This is a genomic window from Massilia sp. 01N410, from assembly GCF_056399665.1.
This window is the reverse complement of sequence record NZ_JBFTRV010000002.1, coordinates 342,424-361,583: the sequence shown is the minus strand read 5'-3', so window position 1 is coordinate 361,583 and position 19,160 is coordinate 342,424. Positions and strand designations below refer to the sequence as shown.

Sequence of the window (19,160 nt, the reverse complement as noted above, 5' to 3'; positions counted from 1 at the left end):
TCAGGACTTGTGCAAGCCGCCCATCAGCAGGCCGATGCGGGTAGTGTCGAATTCATCGATCGGCAGGATGCCGGTGATGCGGCCGCCGGACATCACCAGGATGCGGTCGGCGAGCGCGCGCACTTCTTCCAGTTCCACCGAGGACAGCAGGATGGCCACGCCCTCGTCGCGCAGGCGCAGCAGCTGGGTGTGGATGCTCTCGATGGTGCCGATGTCGACGCCGCGGGTCGGCTGGCCGACCAGCATCATCTTCGGCCTGGCCGCGACTTCGCGCGCGATCACGACCTTCTGCTGGTTGCCGCCCGAGAGCAGGCCGATGCGCAGGTCCGGATTGTTCGGACGGACGTCGAAGGCCTGCATCAGGCCGGCGCAGCGCTGGGCGATCTTCCTGAAGTCGAACAGGCCCCAGCGGTTCTTGACGTGGTCCTGGTAGCCGAACACGGTGTTCTGCATGACCGAGAAATCCTTGATCACGCCGTCGCGCAGGCGGTCTTCCGGCACGTGGCCGATGCCCAGCTTGCGGAAGGTGGCCGGCAGGCCGTCGGCGTTCGCGCGGCCGGCGTAGGGCAGGTCCTGGCCCAGGAACTCGACCTTGCCGGAAGTCGGCAGGCGCATGCCGGACAGGATCTCGAGCAGCTCGCTCTGGCCGTTGCCGGACACGCCGGCGATCGCCACCACTTCGCCTGCGCGCAGCGTGAAGTCGATGTCCGACAGCAGCGCGACGCCGTTGGCGTCCTTCAGCTGGACGTTCGAGACCTTCAGCACGTCAAAGCCCGGATTGTAGGGCGCGCGCGGCAGCTCGCTCTGGATCGGACGGCCGACCATCATGTTGGCCAGCTGTTCCTTCGAGGTCTCCGGGGTCTTGACGGCGCCGACCACGCGGCCGGCACGCATCACCGTCACCTCGTCGGTGATCTCCATGATCTCCTGCAGCTTGTGGGTGATCAGGATGATGGTCTTGCCCTGTTCCTTGAACAGCCGCAGGATCTCGAACAGCGAGGCGGTTTCCTGGGCGGTCAGGACGGCGGTGGGCTCGTCCAGGATCAGGATGTTGGCGCTGCGGTAGATCTGCTTGAGGATCTCGACGCGCTGCTGGGCGCCCACGGACAGGTCGTGGACGGTGGCCAGCGGATCGACGTCGAGGCGGTAGCGTTCGCAGATCTCGCGCAGCTTCGCCTCGACCCCGGCGCGGTGCGCGGACAGCTTGAAGCCGCCCTCGTTGCCGAGCATGACGTTGTCGAGCACCGTCATGTTCTCGACCAGCATGAAGTGCTGGTGCACCATGCCGATGCCGAGGGCGATCGCTTCGTTACTGGTGCGGATATCCTGCGCCTGGCCGTCGATCAGGACCTGGCCGCTGTCGGCATTGTAGTAGCCGTACAGGATGCTCATCAGGGTCGACTTGCCGGCGCCGTTTTCACCGATCACGCCGTGGATCGAACCCTTGGCGATCGAGAAGCTGACATCGGCATTCGCCTGTACCGCCCCGAAGGCTTTGCTGATATTGCGGAATTCTACGGCTGGCTGCATAGCGATCCGTTTTCGTTAGACAAAGTAATTATGAAAAGCATTCATTCAAAAGCGCGCCGCGCCGGTTTCGGGCCGGCGCGGCGCGCTTCCTACGTAAAAAAACATTCGCCTATTGCGGGCACGAATTCGACGCGCGGTAGTCGACCACCTTGATCTTGCCGCTGATGATGTCGTCCTTGGCGGCGAGCACGCGCTTCTCGATCTCGGGCGTGATGAGGGCCCGGTTGTATTTGTCGAGCGCCCAGTCGACGCCGCCTTCCTTCAGTCCCTCATACGTGATGCCGGAGGTGAACTGGCCGTTCTTCGCCTTCATGAAGGCGTCGTAGGCGGCGTTGTCGACGCGCTTGACCATCGAGCTCAGCATGGTGCCCGGATACAGGTAGTTCTGGTTCGAGTCGACGCCGATCGCCAGCTTGCCCTTTTCCTTGGCCATCTGGAGGGCGCCCATGCCGGAGCCGCCGGCCACCGCGAACACGACGTCGGAGCCGCGGTCGAATTGCGCGCGCGCCAGTTCGCCGCCCTTGGCCGGGTCGTTCCAGGCCGCGCTGGTGGTGCCGACCATGTTCTGCAGGACCGGGATCTTCGGGACGATCGACCGGGCGCCCTGCACGTAACCGCAGGCGAAAGCGCGGATCAGCGGAATGTCCATGCCGCCGACGAAGCTGATGGTCTTGGTCCTGGACGCCATGGCGGCCGCCACGCCGACCAGATAGGAACCTTCCTGTTCCTTGAACAGCACGGAATTGACGTTCTTGCCCTGGGCATTGCCGTCGATGATGACGAAATGGACGTTCGGGTATTCGGCGGCGATCTTCTGCACCGGCTGGGTCTGGGAAAAGCCGATCGACACGATCAGGGTCAGCTTCTTGCGCGCGAGGGCGCGCAGCACCTGCTCGGCCTGGGTGTCGTAGTTTGCCTGGGCTTCGAACACCTTGATGCCGGTTTCCTTCGTGAAGCGCGTCACGCCTTCGGCCGCCGACTGGTTGAAGGACTTGTCGAACTTGCCGCCGGCGTCATAGACGATGGCCAGCTTGGCGCCGGCGATGTCGGCCGATGCGCTGGCGCTGATGCAGAGTGCCGCGATCGCCAGACTGAGTTGCTTGAATTTCATCTGTTTTTCCTGAATCTGGAAGGACCTGCAAGCTTGCGCGCTACGCGGCAAAGCAAGGACCAGCCATCCGCGGGTCTCCTCGCGGACTGTGTCAAACCTTGTTGAATCCTGTGGTGTCGATTGTGTAATCTGGCCGAGGCGGGCAAGACCGGAGAGTCGGCCACGCGGTTGAGCATCGTATTCGTCCTTGACGTTTAACTATGCATCAGTCTGTTTATTCGTGGCAAATACGATTTTACTTCGCAATTTATTTACTGGAAATATAAATAGTGCCACTTTTCGGTGGTTTCTTGCAGAAAACCACACGTCTTGACAGCTGCGAAAGGCTGGCCGAGGCCGATGCGCGCCGGCTTGCCGCTTACTTGACGGCTACCTGGATCGGCAGTGCGGTCAGCTTGGGACTGGCGTCCATGGCGGGCAGCGGGATGGCATCGGCCGGGTTGGGAAGGAGGGTGGCCGTGACGGCAATCGCCGCGACGGGAGCGGGAATGAGAGGCGCCGGCGCGCCATCGGTAGCGACGGAGGCGATGACAGGCGCCGGAATCGGCGCGCTCGATGCGGCGCTTGCCGGCGCCGCGTCAGGCGCGCGACTACCCGCCGCCGCGGCCTGTTCCAGTGGTTTGGCGAACTGGGAGCTCAGGAAGCCGGCGATGCGGCTCTGGGTGCCTTCCAGGTAGGGGATGTCCATGTGGTCCGAGCCGGGCACGATGTCGTCTCCGCACAACTGGGCCAGCTTGGCCACCAGCTGGTCGGTATGCGAATGCGGCACCACGTCGTCGCTTTCCGCGCGCAATACATAAGTCGGCGCCTTCAGGGCGGGCGCATATTTGATCGACTCGAAGCGGTGGCGCAGCATGTACTCGATCGGCATCACGCGGAACTTGCGCTTGGCGATCGCCAGGATCGAATCGTAGGGCGTGATCAGGACCACCGAATGCGCCGGACGCTCCTTCGCCACCTGCACGGCGACGCCGGAACCCAGGCTGCGACCGACCACGGCGATGCGGCGTGCGTCCACGTGGGCGCGTGCGGCCATCCAGTCGAACAGCATGCAGCCGTCTTCGACCATGTGGATCTCGTCCGGGTCGCCATGCGAATCGCCGTAGCCGCGGTAATTCACGGCCAGCACGGCCATGTTGGGGAAGAGCTTGCCGGCATCGCGCACCACCCAGGAGACTTCCTCGGAGCGGCCACCGAAATAGACGACGGCCGGATGCGGGCCAGGGATCTGCGGGGTCATCAGCCAGCCGCAGAGACGGGTGCCGTCGGCGGCGCGCAACACCACGGGACGGGTGCGGTGGCCGCTGCTGCGCGGGCTTTTGACTTCGCGCTCGACGGTAGGATTGAATACGAGGCGGCGCTGGTTGGCCGCGACCGCAGCCGTGAGGCCCAGCCACAGCATGCTGGCAAAGCCAGCCATCCCTGCCGCTACTTTTTTCCTGGTGTCCATGCTACTAGTCTACCTCTGCCATCCTGAAACGTTCTGTGCGCTGAGGTACAAAGCCATAGGAGCGGAGTAATTACCCAAGCGACGTTGCCATGTCGCAACGATAACATGGCTGGCGCAAAGCTGCAGGGCAGGGCCTGCTCAGGCCGCCGTGTCCTCGACCGTCTGGTAGCGCGAGCCCTGGCTGGGGAGGAGTGTCGGCGGCGTCGCGCAGTTGCAGATGCACAGGTCACCCTCCAGCGCCACCTGCCTGCCGTTGAAGCGCTCTTGCGTGCGCGGCCCGGTGCACTGGATGGTGCCGGTGCCGCCGCAGCCATGGCAGCTGATCTCATCGCCTTCGAGGGCGATGCGGGCGCCGTCGATCGACATGAAGCTCGAGGCCGAGGTGACGACGCCGTCGGCCGTCGTGCGTGCGCCCAGTGTGATGTGATGTCGTTTCATGGGCGCCATGCTGCCAGCCTCCGGCCGGCCCGCATTGGGATGCGTTAAGATGCCTTGGTCTTGTCGAATCCATGTCTGGGAGACTCCGTGCACTACCTGCTGATGTATGAACTGGCGCCCGATTACCTGGCGCGCCGCGGCGAATTCCGCAACGAACACCTGAAACTGGCCTGGGAGGCCGAGCAGCGCGGCGAACTCGTGATCGCCGGCGCCCTGGCCGATCCGGCCGACACCGCCGTCCTGCTGTTCAGCGGCGACTCGCCGGAAGTCGCCGAACGCTTCGCCAAGACCGACCCCTACGTCGTCCAGGGCCTGGTGACGAGCTGGCGCGCGCGTCCCTGGACCACGGTGGTGGGGAAGGATGCCAGCAATCCTGTCCGGCCCGAGTAAAACTTATTTCGCCGGCAGCAGCTTCACGACCAGGTTATGGGTCGTGAGCGCGAACGAGCCGTCCGGTGCGCGCGCTACCCCGATCGGCCGGTCCAGGCCGCCGGGCAGGGCGCCCAGCTGGATGCCCTGGCGGCCGGCCACGCCCGCCACCGTGCTGGTCACGTTGTCGAGGTTGATCCTGCGGATGGTGGCGTTGCCGGTGTCCGCGATATACAAGTCGTTGCCCTCGACCGCGATGCCGCTCGGCGCGCACAGCCGCGACACGGTGCTGCTGCCGTCCACCGCCCCGCACTGGCCGGCCTGGCCCGCCAGGGTCGATACCGTCCCGTCGGTCTTGATCATGCGGACGGTCGAATTGCCGGTGTCGACCACATAGACGTTGTCCCATTCGTCGACGCCGACGTCCTGCGGATTGCAGAAGCGGGCTGCGCCGCCGCGCCCGTCCGCGCTGCCGCACACGCCCGGCGAGCCGGCCACGGTGCTGACCTTGCCGTCGATATCGATGCGGCGCACCGTGTGGTTGCCGGTATCCGCGATCCACAGATTGCCGCGGCGGTCCAGCGCAATGCCCTTCGGATTGCAGAACTGGGCGGACGTCGTGCGCCCGTCGACGCTGCCGCAGGTGCCGTTGCCGGCTACAGTGCCGGTCAGGCCGGCCGCCGTGATCTTGCGCACCACCGAGTTGCCGGTGTCGGTCACATACACATTGCCCTGGGAATCCGCCGCCAGCCGGCTCGGTCCGTTGAAGCGCGCCGCGCCGCCGCTGCCGTCCGCATAGCCGACCGCGCCGAGGGCGCCGGCCAGGGTCGTGACCGCGCCCTGGGGCGTGACCTTGCGGACGGTCGCGCTGGCCGGCTCCGCCACATACAGGTTGCCGGCGGTGTCGGCGGCAATGCCTTCCGGCGCATTGAAGCGGGCCGCCGAGCCGGTGCCGTCCTTCGAACCGCCGCAGACGCCGCAGACGTCCCCGGCAATGGGGAAGAGTCCGGTCGCGCCCTGCGGCCGGTCGGGCCAGCTGGGCCAGTCGGGGTGGTTGGGCCACGGGTACTGGGGACCGTCGTGCCAGACGACCCCGATGCCGATGCCGATGTCGCCGCCGCAACTGGCGAGGCCGAGCGCGGTCAGCAGCGAGACTCTGCGTAATAGCGAATTCATGGCTGCCTCCCTTGGATGACCCACCGAGCATAGCGGGTGGGCGCCGCCTTGTCATGTGCACACGCAATGCGGGAGTGGCGCGTTCATGCAGTGGCCGTTCTTCCGATGTAAAAGCCACGGCGGCGCGGGCTGCGATGGCGGATCTCATCCATTCGTTGGACGCGCCCTATGCTGAGGTAATATCTCCACGATAAAAAATCCATACGGAGACCCATGCACACCGCTGTCAACCTGTGGCCGCTGCTCGGCATTGCCGTTGTCGTCGCCGGATTCCTGCTGCGCGCCAATCCGGTGCTGGTCGTGATCGCCGCCTGCGGCGTGACCGGGCTGGCCGGCGGCCTGTCCCTCGTCCACCTGCTGGAATCGCTCGGCACCGCTTTCGTCAAGACCCGCAACCTGCCCTTGATATTGCTGCTGCCGCTGGCCGCGATCGGCCTGCTCGAGCGCGCCGGGCTGCGCGAGCACGCCCAGGCCAGCATTGCGAAGATCCGCTCCGCCACCACCGGGCGCCTGCTGACGGTCTACCTGCTGGTGCGCGAACTCGCCGCCGCCTTTGGCCTGACCAGCCTCGGCGGTCATCCGAACATGGTGAGGCCGCTGCTGGCGCCGATGGCCGAGGCGGCCGCCGAAGCGCGCGGCGCCAACCTGGACGAGGCGATGCGCCAGCGCATCCGCGCGATGAGCGCCGCCACCGACAACGTCGGCCTGTTCTTCGGCGAAGACGTGTTCGTGGCCTTCGGCGCCATCGTGCTGATGCAGACCATCCTGCGCGCCGAAGGGCTCGAAGTCGATCCCCTGCGCATGGCGATGTGGGGCATCCCGACCGCGGTCACGGCCTTCCTGATCCACGCCTGGAACCTGCGCCGGCTCGATGCCCGCATCCTGCGCTGCACGGGCAGGCCGCGCCACGTGGCCGACGGAGTCACGCAATGATCCTCGCGCTCGACGATTTTTACGTGCTGGTCGGCCTGCTGTTCGCGGCCACGGCCATCATGAACCTGCGCGACCGCAGCAATCCGCTCCGCTTCACGAGCGCGCTGTTCTGGGGCCTGTACGCGCTGCTCTACCTGGCGGGCGGGCGCACGCCGCCGGCCGTCACCGGCCTGCTCATGGTCGCGATGGCGCTGGTGGCGGGCGTCGGCCTGGTGCGGGGAGGGAAGGCGAATCCGCCGCCGGAAGACGCGCGCCGCGCCAGCGCGGCCCGGCTCGGCCACAGGCTGCTGGTGCCGGCGCTCGCGATTCCGGTGGTGACGATGATCGGCTCGACCTTGCTGAAGGACGTACGCATCGACCTGGGAGCCTACAGCGCGCCGCTGCTCGATCCGAAGAACCTGACCCTGGTGAGCATGGGCTGCGGCTCCATCGTGGCCCTGGCGCTGGCCTGCTGGCTGACGCGCGCCACGCCGCTGCAGGGCGTGCGCGAGGCGCGCCGCCTGATCGACGCGATGGGCTGGGCGGTGGTGCTGCCGCATATGCTGGCCGTGCTCGGGCTGCTGTTTTCCGAGGCCGGCGTCGGCAAGGCCGTGGCCCACATCACGACCTCGTATATTCCGATGGATTCGCGCCTGGTCGCCTGCGCCGCCTTCTGCATCGGGATGGCGCTGTTCACGGTCGTGATGGGCAACGGCTTCGCCGCCTTCCCGGTCATCGCCGGCGGCATCGGGATTCCGATACTGGTCGGGGTGTATCATGCGAATCCGGCCGTAATGGCGGCGATCGGCATGTTCAGCGCCTATTGCGGCACCCTGATGACGCCGATGGCCGCCAACTTCAACATCGTCCCGGCGGCCCTGCTCGAGCTGCCGGACAAGAACGCCGTGATCAAGGCCCAGCTGCCGACCGCGCTGCCGCTGCTGCTGGCGAATATCGTCCTGCTCTACTTCCTGATGTATCGATAAGCTCATGAAAACTGTCCTTCTCACCGGATTCGAGCCCTTCAACGGCGCCTCCATCAACCCGGCATGGGAAGCCGTGCGCCTGCTGGAGGGCTGGTCCGGCGATGGTTTCAAGGTCGAGGTGCGCCTGCTGCCCTGCGTATTCGGCCGCGCCGCCGAGGCGCTGCTCGGCTTCGTCGACGAAGTCCGCCCCGACATCGCGATCGCGGTGGGGCTGGCCGGCGGGCGTCCGGAGATCTCGATGGAGCGCATCGCCATCAACGTCGACGACGCGCGCTTCCTCGACAACGCCGGACAGCAGCCGATCGACGCGCCGATCGTCGCGGACGGCCCGGCCGCTTACTTCACGACCCTGCCGATCAAGGCCATGGTGGCGGCGATGCGCGAGCAGGGCCTGAAGGCGGGCGTGTCGCAGACCGCCGGCACCTTCGTCTGCAATCACGTCTTCTATGCGCTGATGCACCACCTGCGCGGGCAGGGCGTGAAGGCCGGTTTCATCCACGTGCCCTTCCTGCCCGAGCAGGCCGCGGCCTGGCCCGAACCGACGCCGTCGATGGCACTGGAGGAGGTCGTGGCGGGCTTGCGGCTTGCGGTCGAGGTGGCGCTGTCAGTGGACGCCGACGTGGCGCTGGCGGGTGGGGCGACGCATTGAGTGCGCCGGGAATCCGCCTCGGGCTCGAAAGCGGTCAGGCCGCGGCGGCCAGCTGGCCAGCTTCATAACGGCGCAGCTCGCCTTCAGCCCAGTCCAGATCCTCGCGATTGACGCGAGGGGAATAAGATCCGCCCTTCAGGCGGCCTTCCGGTACCGGAATCTGCGCCGACCAATGTGCGATGCCATCCTTTCCGTTTTCGAGGCCGGTGACCAGGGTGACACGGTCGTTTTCGAAGAAGAAGTGCAGCATCTCGTCCTTGGTCATGACCGGGGCGCCCTCGGCGAACAAGTGTTTGCCACGATCCTTGCGCGCCATCCTGTGACCGCGCCGGAGTCCTTTTGGCTTGCGCTCTTTTACCAGGTGCCTGAGCGCATCGAGCGAAATGGCCTCGACGTGCCAGGGGCGCATATCGACGGCGGCGGTCTCGAAGGTGCGGTAACGTCCGTGCACCGACAACGGCGCTTCGCGCAGCACCAGGTACAAATTGTAGAGAAAGTCGGATTGAGCAGCGCTCAGATTCGTATGCACGTGTGGCCTTTCATCGTTCTGTAAGCAATAGGCGACATATTACGCGCTTGCATCGCTTAGAATGTTCCTTGAGGCAACTTTTTCAAGCGTGAATCAGATTGATGAAAAAAACCGCAGTATTCTTGTCCGCGATGCTCTTGAGCGGCCTTGCATCGGCAACGGACGTCAGGGCCTTCGATCTCGGCGGTGTCAGGCTGGGGATGAGCCCCAGCGAAGCCAAGGCCGCCTTGCAAGCGAAGTGCCAGCGCGACCACGGCAAATTCGATGTGACACCGTTCGCCGAGCCGAATCCCTACCTTCCAGGGAAAAAGTACAAGCTATATATGCACTGTGAAGCGCCGGCCGGTAAAACCTCGGTCCACGTCCGGGCGATTCCAGGCGGCGCGATTGTGGTCGAAAGGGTGATTTATGAAATGCCCTGGAATAACGACAACGTAAAGGCATTGCGCGCCAACGCCATTGCCAAGTACGGCGAGCCGACGAACATCATCCAGATGGGACCGGACCCGGAGTGGTGCGAAAGCCCCCATCCATCGTGGCCAGGCGGTCCGGCGTGCCAGGACGATAGTGGCCTCTCGGCCGGGGCCCGCCTCCGGATCACGTCGACGAAGGTCGAGCTTTACGATCCCCGGCCTTCCGAACTGGTGCAGGCGGATCGCAAGGCAAAGGAAACCGTGAAGCCCTCGCTGTAAAACGGGCAAGGTGCGCGCCCTTCAACGCCTGAACACGCCCACCTGCGCCTGCTCCAACAGGTCGTACTGCCGCCCACCAGGCAGACCCGGTCCTCGCGGACGATCGGGCTGGAAGTGCTCATGGTTTGTCTCCGAAAGGATCAGCCGAAGGTGAACGCGAAGGCGCTGGCGCCGGCGTCGAGGAAGCGGATCTCGAACAGGTGTTCCTTCACGGCGCCGGACTGCCTGACGAGCTGGTAGAGCCGCGTATCGCCGATGCTGCCGTTGCCGTCGACGTCGGTGTCCGAACCGTGATCCGCTCCGGGCGCGCGGCCGTCGATGCGTACCTGGAAGCGCACCGGCTTGCCGCCGGGTCCCGGTCCCAGCACCAGGTGCAGGTCGCGCGCACTGAAGCGGTAGACGATGCTGCCGTCCGCGTGGTTCAGGCGGGCGCGCTCGGCGCCGACGGTCCAGTTGCCGACGAGGCTCCACTGGTTCGATCCGACCTCCGTCCTCGCGTAATCGTGCGGCGCATCGCGTTCGAGCTGCCCGCCGCCGGCCAGATTGGACGCCTGCGCATAGCCTACATAGGTTTCGCCGGACCCCAGGTGCGCGAGGTCGGGGGCGGACTGTTCGCCGGCGGCGCGCGGCGTGACGAGGGTGTCCGGCGCGCCGGCCTTGCCCGCTTCCGCCAGCAGTGACTGGATGATGCGTTCCGTCTTCTCGTAGTTGCCTTCGCCGACGACACGCGCGCGCAGCTGGCCGCGGGCGTCGGCAATGTAGAACACGGGCCAGGCATTGTTGCGGAAGGCGGTCCAGATGCGCCTGTCGCTGTCCACGGCCACCGGGTAGTCGATCATGAAGCGCGCAAGGGCCTGGTTGAGGTTCGCGATCTCCTTCTCGAAGTCGAACTCCGGCGTGTGGACGCCGACCACGACCAGGCCCTGGTCACGGTATTTCCGTTCCCAGGCGCGCAGGTAGGGCAAGGTGCGGATGCAGTTGATGCAGGAATAGGTCCAGAAATCGACCAGCACCACCTTGCCCTGCAAAGCCTTGCCGCTGAGGGCAGGGGAGTTCAGCCAGGTCACGGCGCCGTCCAGCGGCGGCAGGGCGCCGAGTACCGGCAAGCCGCTGCGGTAGCCGGTATCGGCCGCGCCGGCCGCGCCGGCCGCCGGCATCATCATCGAGAAGGCGGCGCCGGTAGCGGCCGCTGCAAGGACGGCGCCGGACAGCCAGTTCAGGGGATGGCGAAGCATGCGTTTGAATTCGAACATGGCGGGTCTGCTCTCCGTCTCAGAGATGGTCGACGTCGATCACGGCGTCGGCGAAGGCGCGCGGCGCTTCCTGCGGCAGGTTGTGGCCGATGCCGCCGCGGATGAGTTCATGTCTGTACTTGCCGGTGAAGCGCTTCGCATAAGCCGCCGGCTCAGGATGCGGCGCGCCGTTGGCGTCGCCCTCCAGGGTGATCGTCGGGACCGTGATGGCCGGCGATGTGGCAAGGCTGGCTTCCAGCCCCGCGTATTTCGCTTCTCCCTCCGCCAGGCCGAGCCGCCAGCGGTAGTTGTGGATCGTGATGGCGGCGTGGTCCGGATTGTCCAGCGAGGCGGCGCTGCGCTCGAAGGTGGCGTCGTCGAAGTGCCAGCGGGGCGAGGCGGTCTGCCAGATCAGTTTGGCGAAATCGTGGCGGTTCTTCTCGTAGCCGACCCGGCCGCGCTCGGTGGCGAAGTAGAACTGGTACCACCACTGCTGTTCCGCGGCGGGCGGCAGCGGCTGCCTGCCCGCTTCCTGGCTGCCGATCAGGTAGCCGCTCACCGACACCAGGCCCTTGACGCGCTGCGGCCACAGGGCGGCGACGATGTCCGCCGTGCGCGCGCCCCAATCGTAGCCGGCCAGGATGGCGCGGTCGATCTTCAGCGCATCCATCAGCGCGACCACGTCGGCCGCGAGCGCCGCCGGTTCGCCGTTGCGCACGGCATGGGCGTCGAGGAAGCGGGTGCTGCCATAACCGCGCAGGTGGGGCACGATCACGCGATAGCCGGCCCTGGTCAGCAGGGGCACGACGTCGACGTAGCTGTGGATGTCGTAGGGCCAGCCGTGCAGGAGGATCACGACGGGGCCCGTGGCCGGACCTTCGTCCACGTAGCCGACATTCAGGACGCCCGCATCCACCTGTTTGATCGAGGCGAAGCCGGGCGCCGGCCTTGCCGCTTGCGCCGCGCCGGGCAGGGCGAAGGATGCGGCGGCCAGGGCGGCTGCCGCTGCCAGGCTGCGGATGCTGGACTGCTTGTCGTGCTTGCTCATGCTTGACTCCGATGGCGGTTAGAGGAGAACTTTCTGGAATTACTTATGACGATAATCATTATGATCATAAATTTATACGAAGTCTCCGCGCTTTTCAAGTACGATAATCGTTATCGCGATAATTATTTTTTGGGGATGTCAAATGAGCAAGGACGATCGGAAGCGCAAGGACGCCGCAAAACTCGGCGACTTCATGTGCTTTGCCATCTACTCGACCAACCTGGCCTATTCACGCGTCTACAAGCCGGTGCTGGAGCAGCTGGGGCTGACCTACCCGCAGTACGTGACCATCATCGCGCTCTGGGAACAGGACCGGCAGACGGTCAAGGGCCTCAGCGAAAACCTGTTCCTGGAGCCGAGCACGCTCACGCCGATGCTCAAGCGCCTGGAAGCGATGGGATATGTGCGCCGCGAGCGCGACGCGGAGGATGAGCGCAGCGTGCGGGTGTCCCTGACCGAGGCCGGACGCCAACTGCGGGAAAAAGCCTTCGACTACCGCGAGGTCACGGCCAAGGCCGCGGGCTTGACCCCGGAAGAGTTCCGGACCCTGCAGAAGGCCATCGTCAATCTGCGGACGAACCTGATGGATGCGGCCAGTCCGCCGGCTTGAGTGGAGCCTATCCCTATCGGGATCGATTCCTAGGATTCGCCTTCCGGATTCACGATCTTCAGGAAGGCCCGCACCACCGGCGCGTCGTCCTGGATCGGATAGGTGATGTACAGGTTCGCCGACGGCGGAATGTCCCTGATCGGCAGGAAGCGCACGCCCGGCCAGCCGATCCGGCCGGTGGTCTCCGGCATCAGCGCCACGCCCAGGCCCGCGCCCACCATCGCCAGCAGGGTCTGCGGCTCGGCCGCCTCCTGGAAGATGGTCGGCTGGAAGCCGGCGTTCACGCAGCACTGGATCAGGTAGCGCGGCTCGGCCGACTGGTCCAGGTGCAGGATCAGCAGCGGCTCGCCGGCGATGTCGGTGAGCTCGATGCGGTCCTTGCGCGCCAGCGGATCCTGGACGTTCACCGCCACGCAGTAGTTCTCCTGGAAGCACAGGTCCTGGCGCAGGCCGGCGTGCTTCAGTTCGTCCTCGTCGCGCTTCGGCTCGCGCCAGAAGCCGACGTCGATCTGTTTTCCGCGCAGGGCGTCCCACTGCTCGTTCGGGCCGAGTTCGTGGATGGTCCAGGTCACGCGCGGGAACTGGCTCTGGAACTGTTCCAGCAGGCCGGGTATCGGGCCCCACATCGCCGAGCCGACGATGCCCACGCGCAGGCGCCCGACCTCGCCGCGGTCGATCTGGCGGATGGTGTCGACCGCCATCCGCATCCGCCCCAGCAGGTCCGAGGCTTCCTGCATGAAGGCCTTGCCGGCCACCGTCAGCTCGAAGCTGCGGGTGGTGCGCGCGAACAGGCGCACCCCCAGCTCGCTCTCCAGCTTCATGATCTGCTGCGAGAGCGGCGGTTGCGAGATGTGCAGGCGCTCGGCGGCGCGGCTGAAGCTTTTCTCTTCGGCCACCGCGAGGAAATACTTCAACTGCTTCAGGTCGATCGACATGGAGAACCCGTCAGGCTGTCGTTAATGGGTGGCGTGCAGCGCCACGGCCAGCTTGGCGCCGACCAGGGCGTTGTGCTTGACCAGGGCGATGTTGGTGGCCAGGCTGCGGCCGCCCGTCAGTTCCTTGATGCGCGCCAGCAGGAAGGGCGTGACGAGCTTGCCCTTCACGCCCTGCTGCGCCGCTTCGGCCAGGGCCTGGGCGATGATGGCATCGATCTCCTCGTTCTTCATCGACGAGACTTCCGGCACCGGATTGCTGACCACCACGCCGCCCTCCAGGCCGAGCTGCCACTTGGTGCGGATGAAGCGCGCCTGTTCTTCCGGCGTGTCGAGCTGGAAGTCGGCCTTGAAGCCGCTGTCGCGCGTGAAGAAGGCGGGGAAGGCCGCCTGGCCCACGCTCACCACCGGCACGCCGTGGGTCTCGAGGTATTCGAGGGTCAGGCCGATGTCGAGGATGGACTTGACGCCCGCGCAGACCACGGCGACGCCGGTCCGGGCCAGTTCCTGCAGGTCGGCCGAGATGTCGAAGCTGGTCTCGGCGCCGCGGTGCACGCCGCCGATGCCGCCGGTGACGAAGACTTCGATGCCGGCCAGCTTCGCGCAGATCATGGTGGCGGCGACGGTGGTGGCGCCGAGCTTTCTGGTGGCCAGGACGTAGGCCAGGTCGCGGCGGCTCACCTTGATCGCGTCCGTCGACTGGCCCAGCTGCTCGAGCTGGTCGTCGGACAGGCCGATGCAGATGCGGCCGTCGATGATGGCGATGGTGGCCGGCACCGCGCCGGCGTCGCGGATCACCTGCTCGACTTCGCGCGCGGTCTGCACGTTCTGCGGGTAGGGCATGCCGTGCGAGATGATGGTCGACTCGAGGGCGACGACGGGTTTGCCGGCGGCGCGGGCGGCCTGCACTTCGGGAGAAAACTGGAGAAAGGCTTGCATGGTCAGTCCTGGAGGTTCATGTTCGTAAGAGTGTCCGGGCCGAGGCGCGGATGCACCGTCTCGGTCACGCCGAGGGTCAGCGCCGACAGTTTCAGGCCGCGCCGGCAGGCCAGTTCGAGGTCTTCGCCGTCGTGGACCAGCGACCAGCACACGGCGGCCGCGAAGGCGTCGCCGGCGCCGGTGACGTCGACCACGTCGGTGCCGGGCGCGTACAGGCGGACGATCCGGTCCTCACCCGTGCCGCCGCGCGTGAACAGCACGCCGTCGGCGCCGCGCGTGACGATCAGGTCGCGCGCGCCCTGGGCCCGCACTTCGGCCACCGCGGCGTCGAGCTCGGTTTCGCTGGAGAGTTCGCGCCCGACCCGCGCCGCGAGTTCGCCGCGGTTCAGGATCAAGAGACGCACGCCCGAGAGATCGCGCGGCAGGCGCGCCATCTTCGGCTCGGACACCGCCACCAGCACCAGCGGCACCTCGGCACGGCGCGCTCCGGCGATCACGGCGTCGACCGTGTCGAGCGGCAGGTTGAGGTCGGCCACCACCAGCGCGCTGGTCGCGAGCCGGGCCTGGCAGCTGTCGACGAAGGCGCGATCGAGGCGGTCGTAGAGGGCCATGTCGGCCAGCGCGACCACCATCTCGCCATCCTGGTCCAGCACCGCGGTATAGGTGCCGCTGGCGAGGTCGGGCAGCTGCAGCGTGCCCCCCAGGTCGATGCCGAGGCTTTTTGCGTGGGCGAGCAGGGCGGCGCCCGAGCTGTCCTTGCCGGTCGCGGTCAGCAGGGCGGCCGGCGTGCCCATGCGCGCGAGGTTTTCGGCGATGTTGCGGGCGACGCCGCCGAAGGATTCGCTCTGGATGGCGGGGTTCGAGGTGTGCATGGCGATGCCGGCCAGCGAGCGCAGCTTGCGGTCGAGGTTGGCCGCGCCGATGCAGGTGACGGGACGGCGGTCCGGCAGCACGTAGGCGCGTCCCAGCAGCTTGCGTTCGCGGATCAGGCCGGCGATATAGCCGGCCACGGCCGAGCGCGACAGCCCCAGGCTGGCAGCCAGATCCTGCTGCGAAATAAAGGGGTTCGCGCGGATCAGCTCAAGCAACTGTTGTTTTTTTGAGTGTTCGCTCACGGTGGTTCCGATTCAAGGAGGCTATAAACAATTGTTTTTAATCTTAAACACTTGTTTGGTCGGCGTCAATCCGAGGCTGTCTCCGGGGGCTAACATGCAGCATAGCCCATTTATACCTTCTACATATAAATCGAGCAAAAATTTGGTATTTGCCATACCAATCCACGATAATGCATAGTTTGATTTATTTGGTGCACCGGGCTCCCGCTTTCTGTGCAACACCTTGAGCGCCTGACGCTCCTTCAGCTTCTCCGGTCTGCCAGCACGAATACCCGCAATAAGCCCAATCCAGCGAATATCACAAGGAAGCCATCCATGCTCAGCAACACCCCATTCGAAGCCGCCGACGTCATCCGTGCCCGCAAGCCCGGTTTCACGCCGCGTGTGGCGCTCATCCTCGGCTCCGGTCTCGGCGTGCTGGCCGAGCAGATGACGGACGCGGTGGCGATCAGCTACGCCGACCTGCCTGGCTTCCCGATCAGCACCGTGCACGGCCACGCCGGCGAACTGGTGCTGGGCACCCTGGCCGGCGTGCCGGTCGCCTGCATGAAGGGCCGCGGCCACTTCTATGAAGGCTACGGCGCCAGCGTGATGACTTCCGCTGTCCGTACCCTGAAACTGATGGGCTGCGAACTGCTGTTCGTGACCAACGCGGCCGGTTCGCTGCGTCCGGAAGTGGACGCCGGCAGCATCGTGCTGCTTTCCGACCACATCAACCTGCTGCCGGGCAGCCCGATGGCCGGCCCGAACGACGACCGCTTCGGCCCGCGCTTCTTCAGCATGGCCAACGCCTATGACCTTGACACCCGCGAACTGGTGAAGACCGTGGCGAAAGAGAAGGGCATCACCCTGCACGAAGGCGTCTACCTGTCGACCCCGGGCCCGCACTTCGAAACCGCGGCCGAGATTCGCGCCTTCCGCACCATGGGCGCCGACGTGGTCGGCATGTCGGTGGTCCCGGAAGTGATCGCCGCCCGCCACTGCGGCCTGAAAGTCGCCGGCGTCTCCGCCATCACCAACCTGGCCGAAGGCCTGACCCCGTTCCCGCTGTCGCACGAGCAGACCCTGAAGTATGCTGCGGTGGCGGCCAAGGACCTGGTGGCGTTGATGCACGCGTTTATTGAACGTCTGGGTACGACCGCTAACGCCTAATACGTCGTCCCCGCGCAGGCGGGGACCCAAGTTTGTCGAGCAGTCGAAACGCAGGCAAACTTGGACCCCCCGCCTTCGCGGGGGCGACGAGCTAGCAATTTCTATGTGAGATAACTATATGTCACGCGCATTCATCCTCCTGCTTGACTCCTTCGGCCTCGGCGCACTGCCCGACGCCGGCAAGTACGGCGACACCGGCGCCAACACCCTCGGCCACATCGCCGAATGGGCCGCCAGGGAAGGCAAGCCGATGTCGCTGCCGACCCTGGAAACCATCGGCCTCGGCGCCGCGGCGCATAAAGCCTGCGGCGAATGGCCGGCCGGTTTCGAGAAACGCGACGGCTTCAGCGGCGCCTGGGGCGTCGCCCGCGAGCAGTCGACCGGCAAGGACACCCAGAGCGGCCACTGGGAAATCGCCGGGGTGCCGGTGCTGTTCGACTGGGGCTACTTTCCCAAGACCGTGCCGAGCTTCCCGAAAGAGCTGACGGATAAACTGCAGGAGCTGACGGGCGTACCGGGCTGGCTGGGCAACTGCCACGCTTCCGGCACCACCATCATCAACGAGCTGGGCGACGAGCACGTCGCCAGCGGCAAGCCGATCCTGTACACCTCGGCCGACTCGGTGCTGCAGATCGCCGCGCACGAAGAACACTTCGGCCTCGAGCGCCTGTACGAAGTCTGCGAAGCCGCGTACGAGCTGGTCAAGCCCTACAATATCGGCCGCGTGATCGCGCGTCCCTTCACCGGCTCGAACGGTGATTACAAGCGCACCAGCAACCGTCACGACTACGCCGTGCCGCCGGTCGCGCCGACCCTGCTGGACCACGTCAAGGACGCCGGCGGCGAGGTCATCGCGCTCGGCAAGATCAGCGATATCTTCGCCGGCCAGGGCGTGACCCAACTGATCAAGGGCGCCGACAACATGGCGCTGTTCGACCGCCTGCTGGAAGTCGCGGACACCGCCGGCGACAAGTCGCTGACCTTCGTGAACTTCGTCGACTTCGACATGCACTTCGGCCATCGCCGCGACGTCGCCGGTTACTCGAACGCGCTGCACGAGCTGGACGCGCGCCTGCCGGAATTCATGGCCAAGCTTCAGCCCGGCGACCTGGTCGTGATCACCGCCGACCACGGCTGCGACCCGACCTGGCCCGGCTCCGACCACACCCGCGAACACATCCCGATGCTGTTCTTCGGCCCGGCCGCGCCCGCGAAGGAACTGCCGGTGGCCGACACCTTCTCCGATATCGGCGCAACGCTCGCCAAACACCTCGGCGTCAAACCTCTCTCGAACGGAACTGCTGTGCTATGAGCCCGAACCTCGATTCTAAAATTATCACTGCGCGTAACACGGCCACCGGCCTCGACCTGGGCTGGATCAACCACCTCAAGGTCAACCGCAACGCCGCCGACCGCCGCGCCGCCAGCCTGGCGAACCGCCGCACGGTCAAGAAGGACTACCAGGCCGCCTGGCTGGTCAAGGCGATCGAATGCATCGACCTGACCACCCTGTCCGGCGACGATACCCCGGGCCGCGTCGAGCGCCTGTGCATGAAGGCGATGCGTCCGCTGCGCACCGACCTGATGCAGGCACTGGGCCTGGACTCGCTGACCACCGGCGCCGTCTGCGTGTATCACGAAATGATCACCCCGGCGGTGCAGGTCCTGAAAGGCCGACTGCCGATCGCCGCGGTGTCGACCGCCTTCCCGGCCGGCCTGTCGAGCATGGAAACCAAGCTGCGCGAGATCGAACTGTCGGTGGCCGCGGGCGCGACCGAGATCGACATCGTGATCACCCGCCAGCACGTCCTGACCGGTAACTGGCAGGCGCTGTACGACGAGATGCTGGCCTACCGCCAGGCTTGCGGCGAAGCCCACGTGAAAGCCATTCTGGCGACCGGCGACCTGGTCACCCTGGAAAACGTGGCCAAGGCATCCTGGGTCTGCATGATGGCCGGCGCCGACTTCATCAAGACCTCGACCGGCAAGGAAGGCGTGAACGCGACCATCCCGGTGTCGCTGGTGATGGTGCGTGCGATCCGCGAATACTACGAACGTACCGGCTTCAAGGTCGGCTACAAGCCGGCGGGCGGCGTGAGCACCGCGAAATCCGCGCTGCAGTACCTGACCGTGATGAAGGAAGAGCTGGGTAACGAATGGCTGCAGCCGCACCTGTTCCGCATCGGCGCATCCAGCCTGCTGACCGACATCGAGCGCCAGCTCGAGCACCACGTGACCGGCTACTACTCGGCCGCCCACCGCCACGCGCAACCCTAAGATTTCACGGATT

20 protein-coding genes are annotated in these 19,160 nt (G+C 65.9%); 9 read left to right on the top strand and 11 right to left on the bottom strand.

Annotated elements, in window-relative coordinates; genetic code table 11:
• From AC1DOP_RS04270 to AC1DOP_RS04255, 4 genes are all read right to left on the bottom strand, one after another.
• Window positions 1-1,530: an ABC transporter ATP-binding protein gene (locus AC1DOP_RS04270; RefSeq protein ID WP_442122278.1), complete on the bottom strand. Its 1,530-nt coding sequence runs from the start codon at window positions 1,528-1,530 to the stop codon at window positions 1-3.
• A gap of 109 nt (window positions 1,531-1,639) precedes the next feature.
• A complete protein-coding gene (locus tag AC1DOP_RS04265; RefSeq protein ID WP_442122279.1) occupies window positions 1,640-2,641 on the bottom strand; it encodes a BMP family lipoprotein in 1,002 nt (333 codons plus the stop codon).
• A gap of 358 nt (window positions 2,642-2,999) precedes the next feature.
• Window positions 3,000-4,061, bottom strand: a complete 1,062-nt coding sequence (locus tag AC1DOP_RS04260) for an alpha/beta hydrolase (RefSeq protein ID WP_477249978.1) — start codon at window positions 4,059-4,061, stop codon at window positions 3,000-3,002.
• Window positions 4,062-4,229: 168 nt separating this feature from the next.
• Complete coding sequence (locus AC1DOP_RS04255) at window positions 4,230-4,529, bottom strand: PAAR domain-containing protein (RefSeq protein ID WP_477249976.1); 300 nt, start codon at window positions 4,527-4,529, stop codon at window positions 4,230-4,232.
• 87 nt (window positions 4,530-4,616) lie between these two features.
• Between AC1DOP_RS04255 and AC1DOP_RS04250 the strand changes: the two genes are divergently transcribed.
• The gene (locus AC1DOP_RS04250) at window positions 4,617-4,919 is read left to right on the top strand and encodes a YciI-like protein (protein WP_477249974.1); all 303 of its coding nucleotides are present in this window, start codon (window positions 4,617-4,619) and stop codon (window positions 4,917-4,919) included.
• 3 nt (window positions 4,920-4,922) lie between these two features.
• Here the strand turns inward: AC1DOP_RS04250 and AC1DOP_RS04245 are convergent, their stop codons facing one another.
• Complete coding sequence (locus AC1DOP_RS04245; RefSeq protein ID WP_477249972.1) at window positions 4,923-6,074, bottom strand: NHL domain-containing protein; 1,152 nt, start codon at window positions 6,072-6,074, stop codon at window positions 4,923-4,925.
• 213 nt (window positions 6,075-6,287) lie between these two features.
• Here AC1DOP_RS04245 and AC1DOP_RS04240 point away from each other — a divergent pair, with 213 nt between their 5' ends.
• From AC1DOP_RS04240 to pcp, 3 genes are read left to right on the top strand one after another with little or no spacing between them, the layout of a single operon-like run.
• The gene (locus AC1DOP_RS04240; RefSeq protein WP_442122284.1) at window positions 6,288-7,007 is read left to right on the top strand and encodes a DUF969 domain-containing protein; all 720 of its coding nucleotides are present in this window, start codon (window positions 6,288-6,290) and stop codon (window positions 7,005-7,007) included.
• The gene (locus AC1DOP_RS04235) at window positions 7,004-7,972 is read left to right on the top strand and encodes a DUF979 domain-containing protein (protein WP_442122285.1); all 969 of its coding nucleotides are present in this window, start codon (window positions 7,004-7,006) and stop codon (window positions 7,970-7,972) included. The genes AC1DOP_RS04240 and AC1DOP_RS04235 overlap by 4 nt, the downstream gene beginning before the upstream one ends.
• A 4-nt stretch (window positions 7,973-7,976) precedes the next feature.
• The gene (pcp, locus tag AC1DOP_RS04230) at window positions 7,977-8,621 is read left to right on the top strand and encodes a pyroglutamyl-peptidase I (RefSeq protein WP_442122286.1); all 645 of its coding nucleotides are present in this window, start codon (window positions 7,977-7,979) and stop codon (window positions 8,619-8,621) included.
• Between the two features lie 34 nt (window positions 8,622-8,655).
• Here the strand turns inward: pcp and AC1DOP_RS04225 are convergent, their stop codons facing one another.
• Window positions 8,656-9,150 (bottom strand): hypothetical protein, encoded by a 495-nt coding sequence (locus tag AC1DOP_RS04225; protein WP_477249969.1) that lies wholly within the window; start codon window positions 9,148-9,150, stop codon window positions 8,656-8,658.
• A gap of 101 nt (window positions 9,151-9,251) precedes the next feature.
• Here AC1DOP_RS04225 and AC1DOP_RS04220 point away from each other — a divergent pair, with 101 nt between their 5' ends.
• Window positions 9,252-9,842 (top strand): hypothetical protein, encoded by a 591-nt coding sequence (locus AC1DOP_RS04220; RefSeq protein WP_442122288.1) that lies wholly within the window; start codon window positions 9,252-9,254, stop codon window positions 9,840-9,842.
• Window positions 9,843-9,982: 140 nt separating this feature from the next.
• Here the strand turns inward: AC1DOP_RS04220 and AC1DOP_RS04215 are convergent, their stop codons facing one another.
• Window positions 9,983-11,095: a thioredoxin family protein gene (locus AC1DOP_RS04215; RefSeq protein WP_442122289.1), complete on the bottom strand. Its 1,113-nt coding sequence runs from the start codon at window positions 11,093-11,095 to the stop codon at window positions 9,983-9,985.
• A gap of 19 nt (window positions 11,096-11,114) precedes the next feature.
• The gene (locus tag AC1DOP_RS04210; protein WP_442122290.1) at window positions 11,115-12,122 is read right to left on the bottom strand and encodes an alpha/beta fold hydrolase; all 1,008 of its coding nucleotides are present in this window, start codon (window positions 12,120-12,122) and stop codon (window positions 11,115-11,117) included.
• A gap of 142 nt (window positions 12,123-12,264) precedes the next feature.
• On the opposite strand from AC1DOP_RS04210, the gene AC1DOP_RS04205 reads away from it, so the two are divergent.
• On the top strand, window positions 12,265-12,732 hold the full coding sequence (locus AC1DOP_RS04205) for a MarR family winged helix-turn-helix transcriptional regulator (RefSeq protein ID WP_442122291.1): 468 nt from the start codon (window positions 12,265-12,267) through the stop codon (window positions 12,730-12,732).
• 29 nt (window positions 12,733-12,761) lie between these two features.
• Here the strand turns inward: AC1DOP_RS04205 and AC1DOP_RS04200 are convergent, their stop codons facing one another.
• From AC1DOP_RS04200 to AC1DOP_RS04190, 3 genes are read right to left on the bottom strand one after another with little or no spacing between them, the layout of a single operon-like run.
• The gene (locus AC1DOP_RS04200) at window positions 12,762-13,667 is read right to left on the bottom strand and encodes a LysR family transcriptional regulator (protein WP_442122292.1); all 906 of its coding nucleotides are present in this window, start codon (window positions 13,665-13,667) and stop codon (window positions 12,762-12,764) included.
• A gap of 21 nt (window positions 13,668-13,688) precedes the next feature.
• Window positions 13,689-14,603: a pseudouridine-5'-phosphate glycosidase gene (locus tag AC1DOP_RS04195; protein ID WP_442122293.1), complete on the bottom strand. Its 915-nt coding sequence runs from the start codon at window positions 14,601-14,603 to the stop codon at window positions 13,689-13,691.
• 2 nt (window positions 14,604-14,605) lie between these two features.
• Window positions 14,606-15,718 carry a carbohydrate kinase gene (locus tag AC1DOP_RS04190; RefSeq protein ID WP_442122294.1) on the bottom strand — a complete coding sequence of 371 codons (1,113 nt, stop codon included), beginning with the start codon at window positions 15,716-15,718 and terminating at the stop codon, window positions 14,606-14,608.
• Window positions 15,719-16,033: 315 nt separating this feature from the next.
• On the opposite strand from AC1DOP_RS04190, the gene xapA reads away from it, so the two are divergent.
• The 3 genes from xapA to deoC all read left to right on the top strand — a co-directional run bounded on the left by xapA (window position 16,034) and on the right by deoC (window position 19,147).
• On the top strand, window positions 16,034-16,870 hold the full coding sequence (gene xapA, locus AC1DOP_RS04185) for a xanthosine phosphorylase (protein ID WP_442122295.1): 837 nt from the start codon (window positions 16,034-16,036) through the stop codon (window positions 16,868-16,870).
• A 118-nt stretch (window positions 16,871-16,988) separates the two neighbouring features.
• Complete coding sequence (locus tag AC1DOP_RS04180; protein WP_477249965.1) at window positions 16,989-18,182, top strand: phosphopentomutase; 1,194 nt, start codon at window positions 16,989-16,991, stop codon at window positions 18,180-18,182.
• Window positions 18,179-19,147, top strand: a complete 969-nt coding sequence (gene deoC / locus AC1DOP_RS04175; RefSeq protein ID WP_442122297.1) for a deoxyribose-phosphate aldolase — start codon at window positions 18,179-18,181, stop codon at window positions 19,145-19,147. The genes AC1DOP_RS04180 and deoC overlap by 4 nt, the downstream gene beginning before the upstream one ends.
• Window positions 19,148-19,160: the final 13 nt, after the last annotated feature.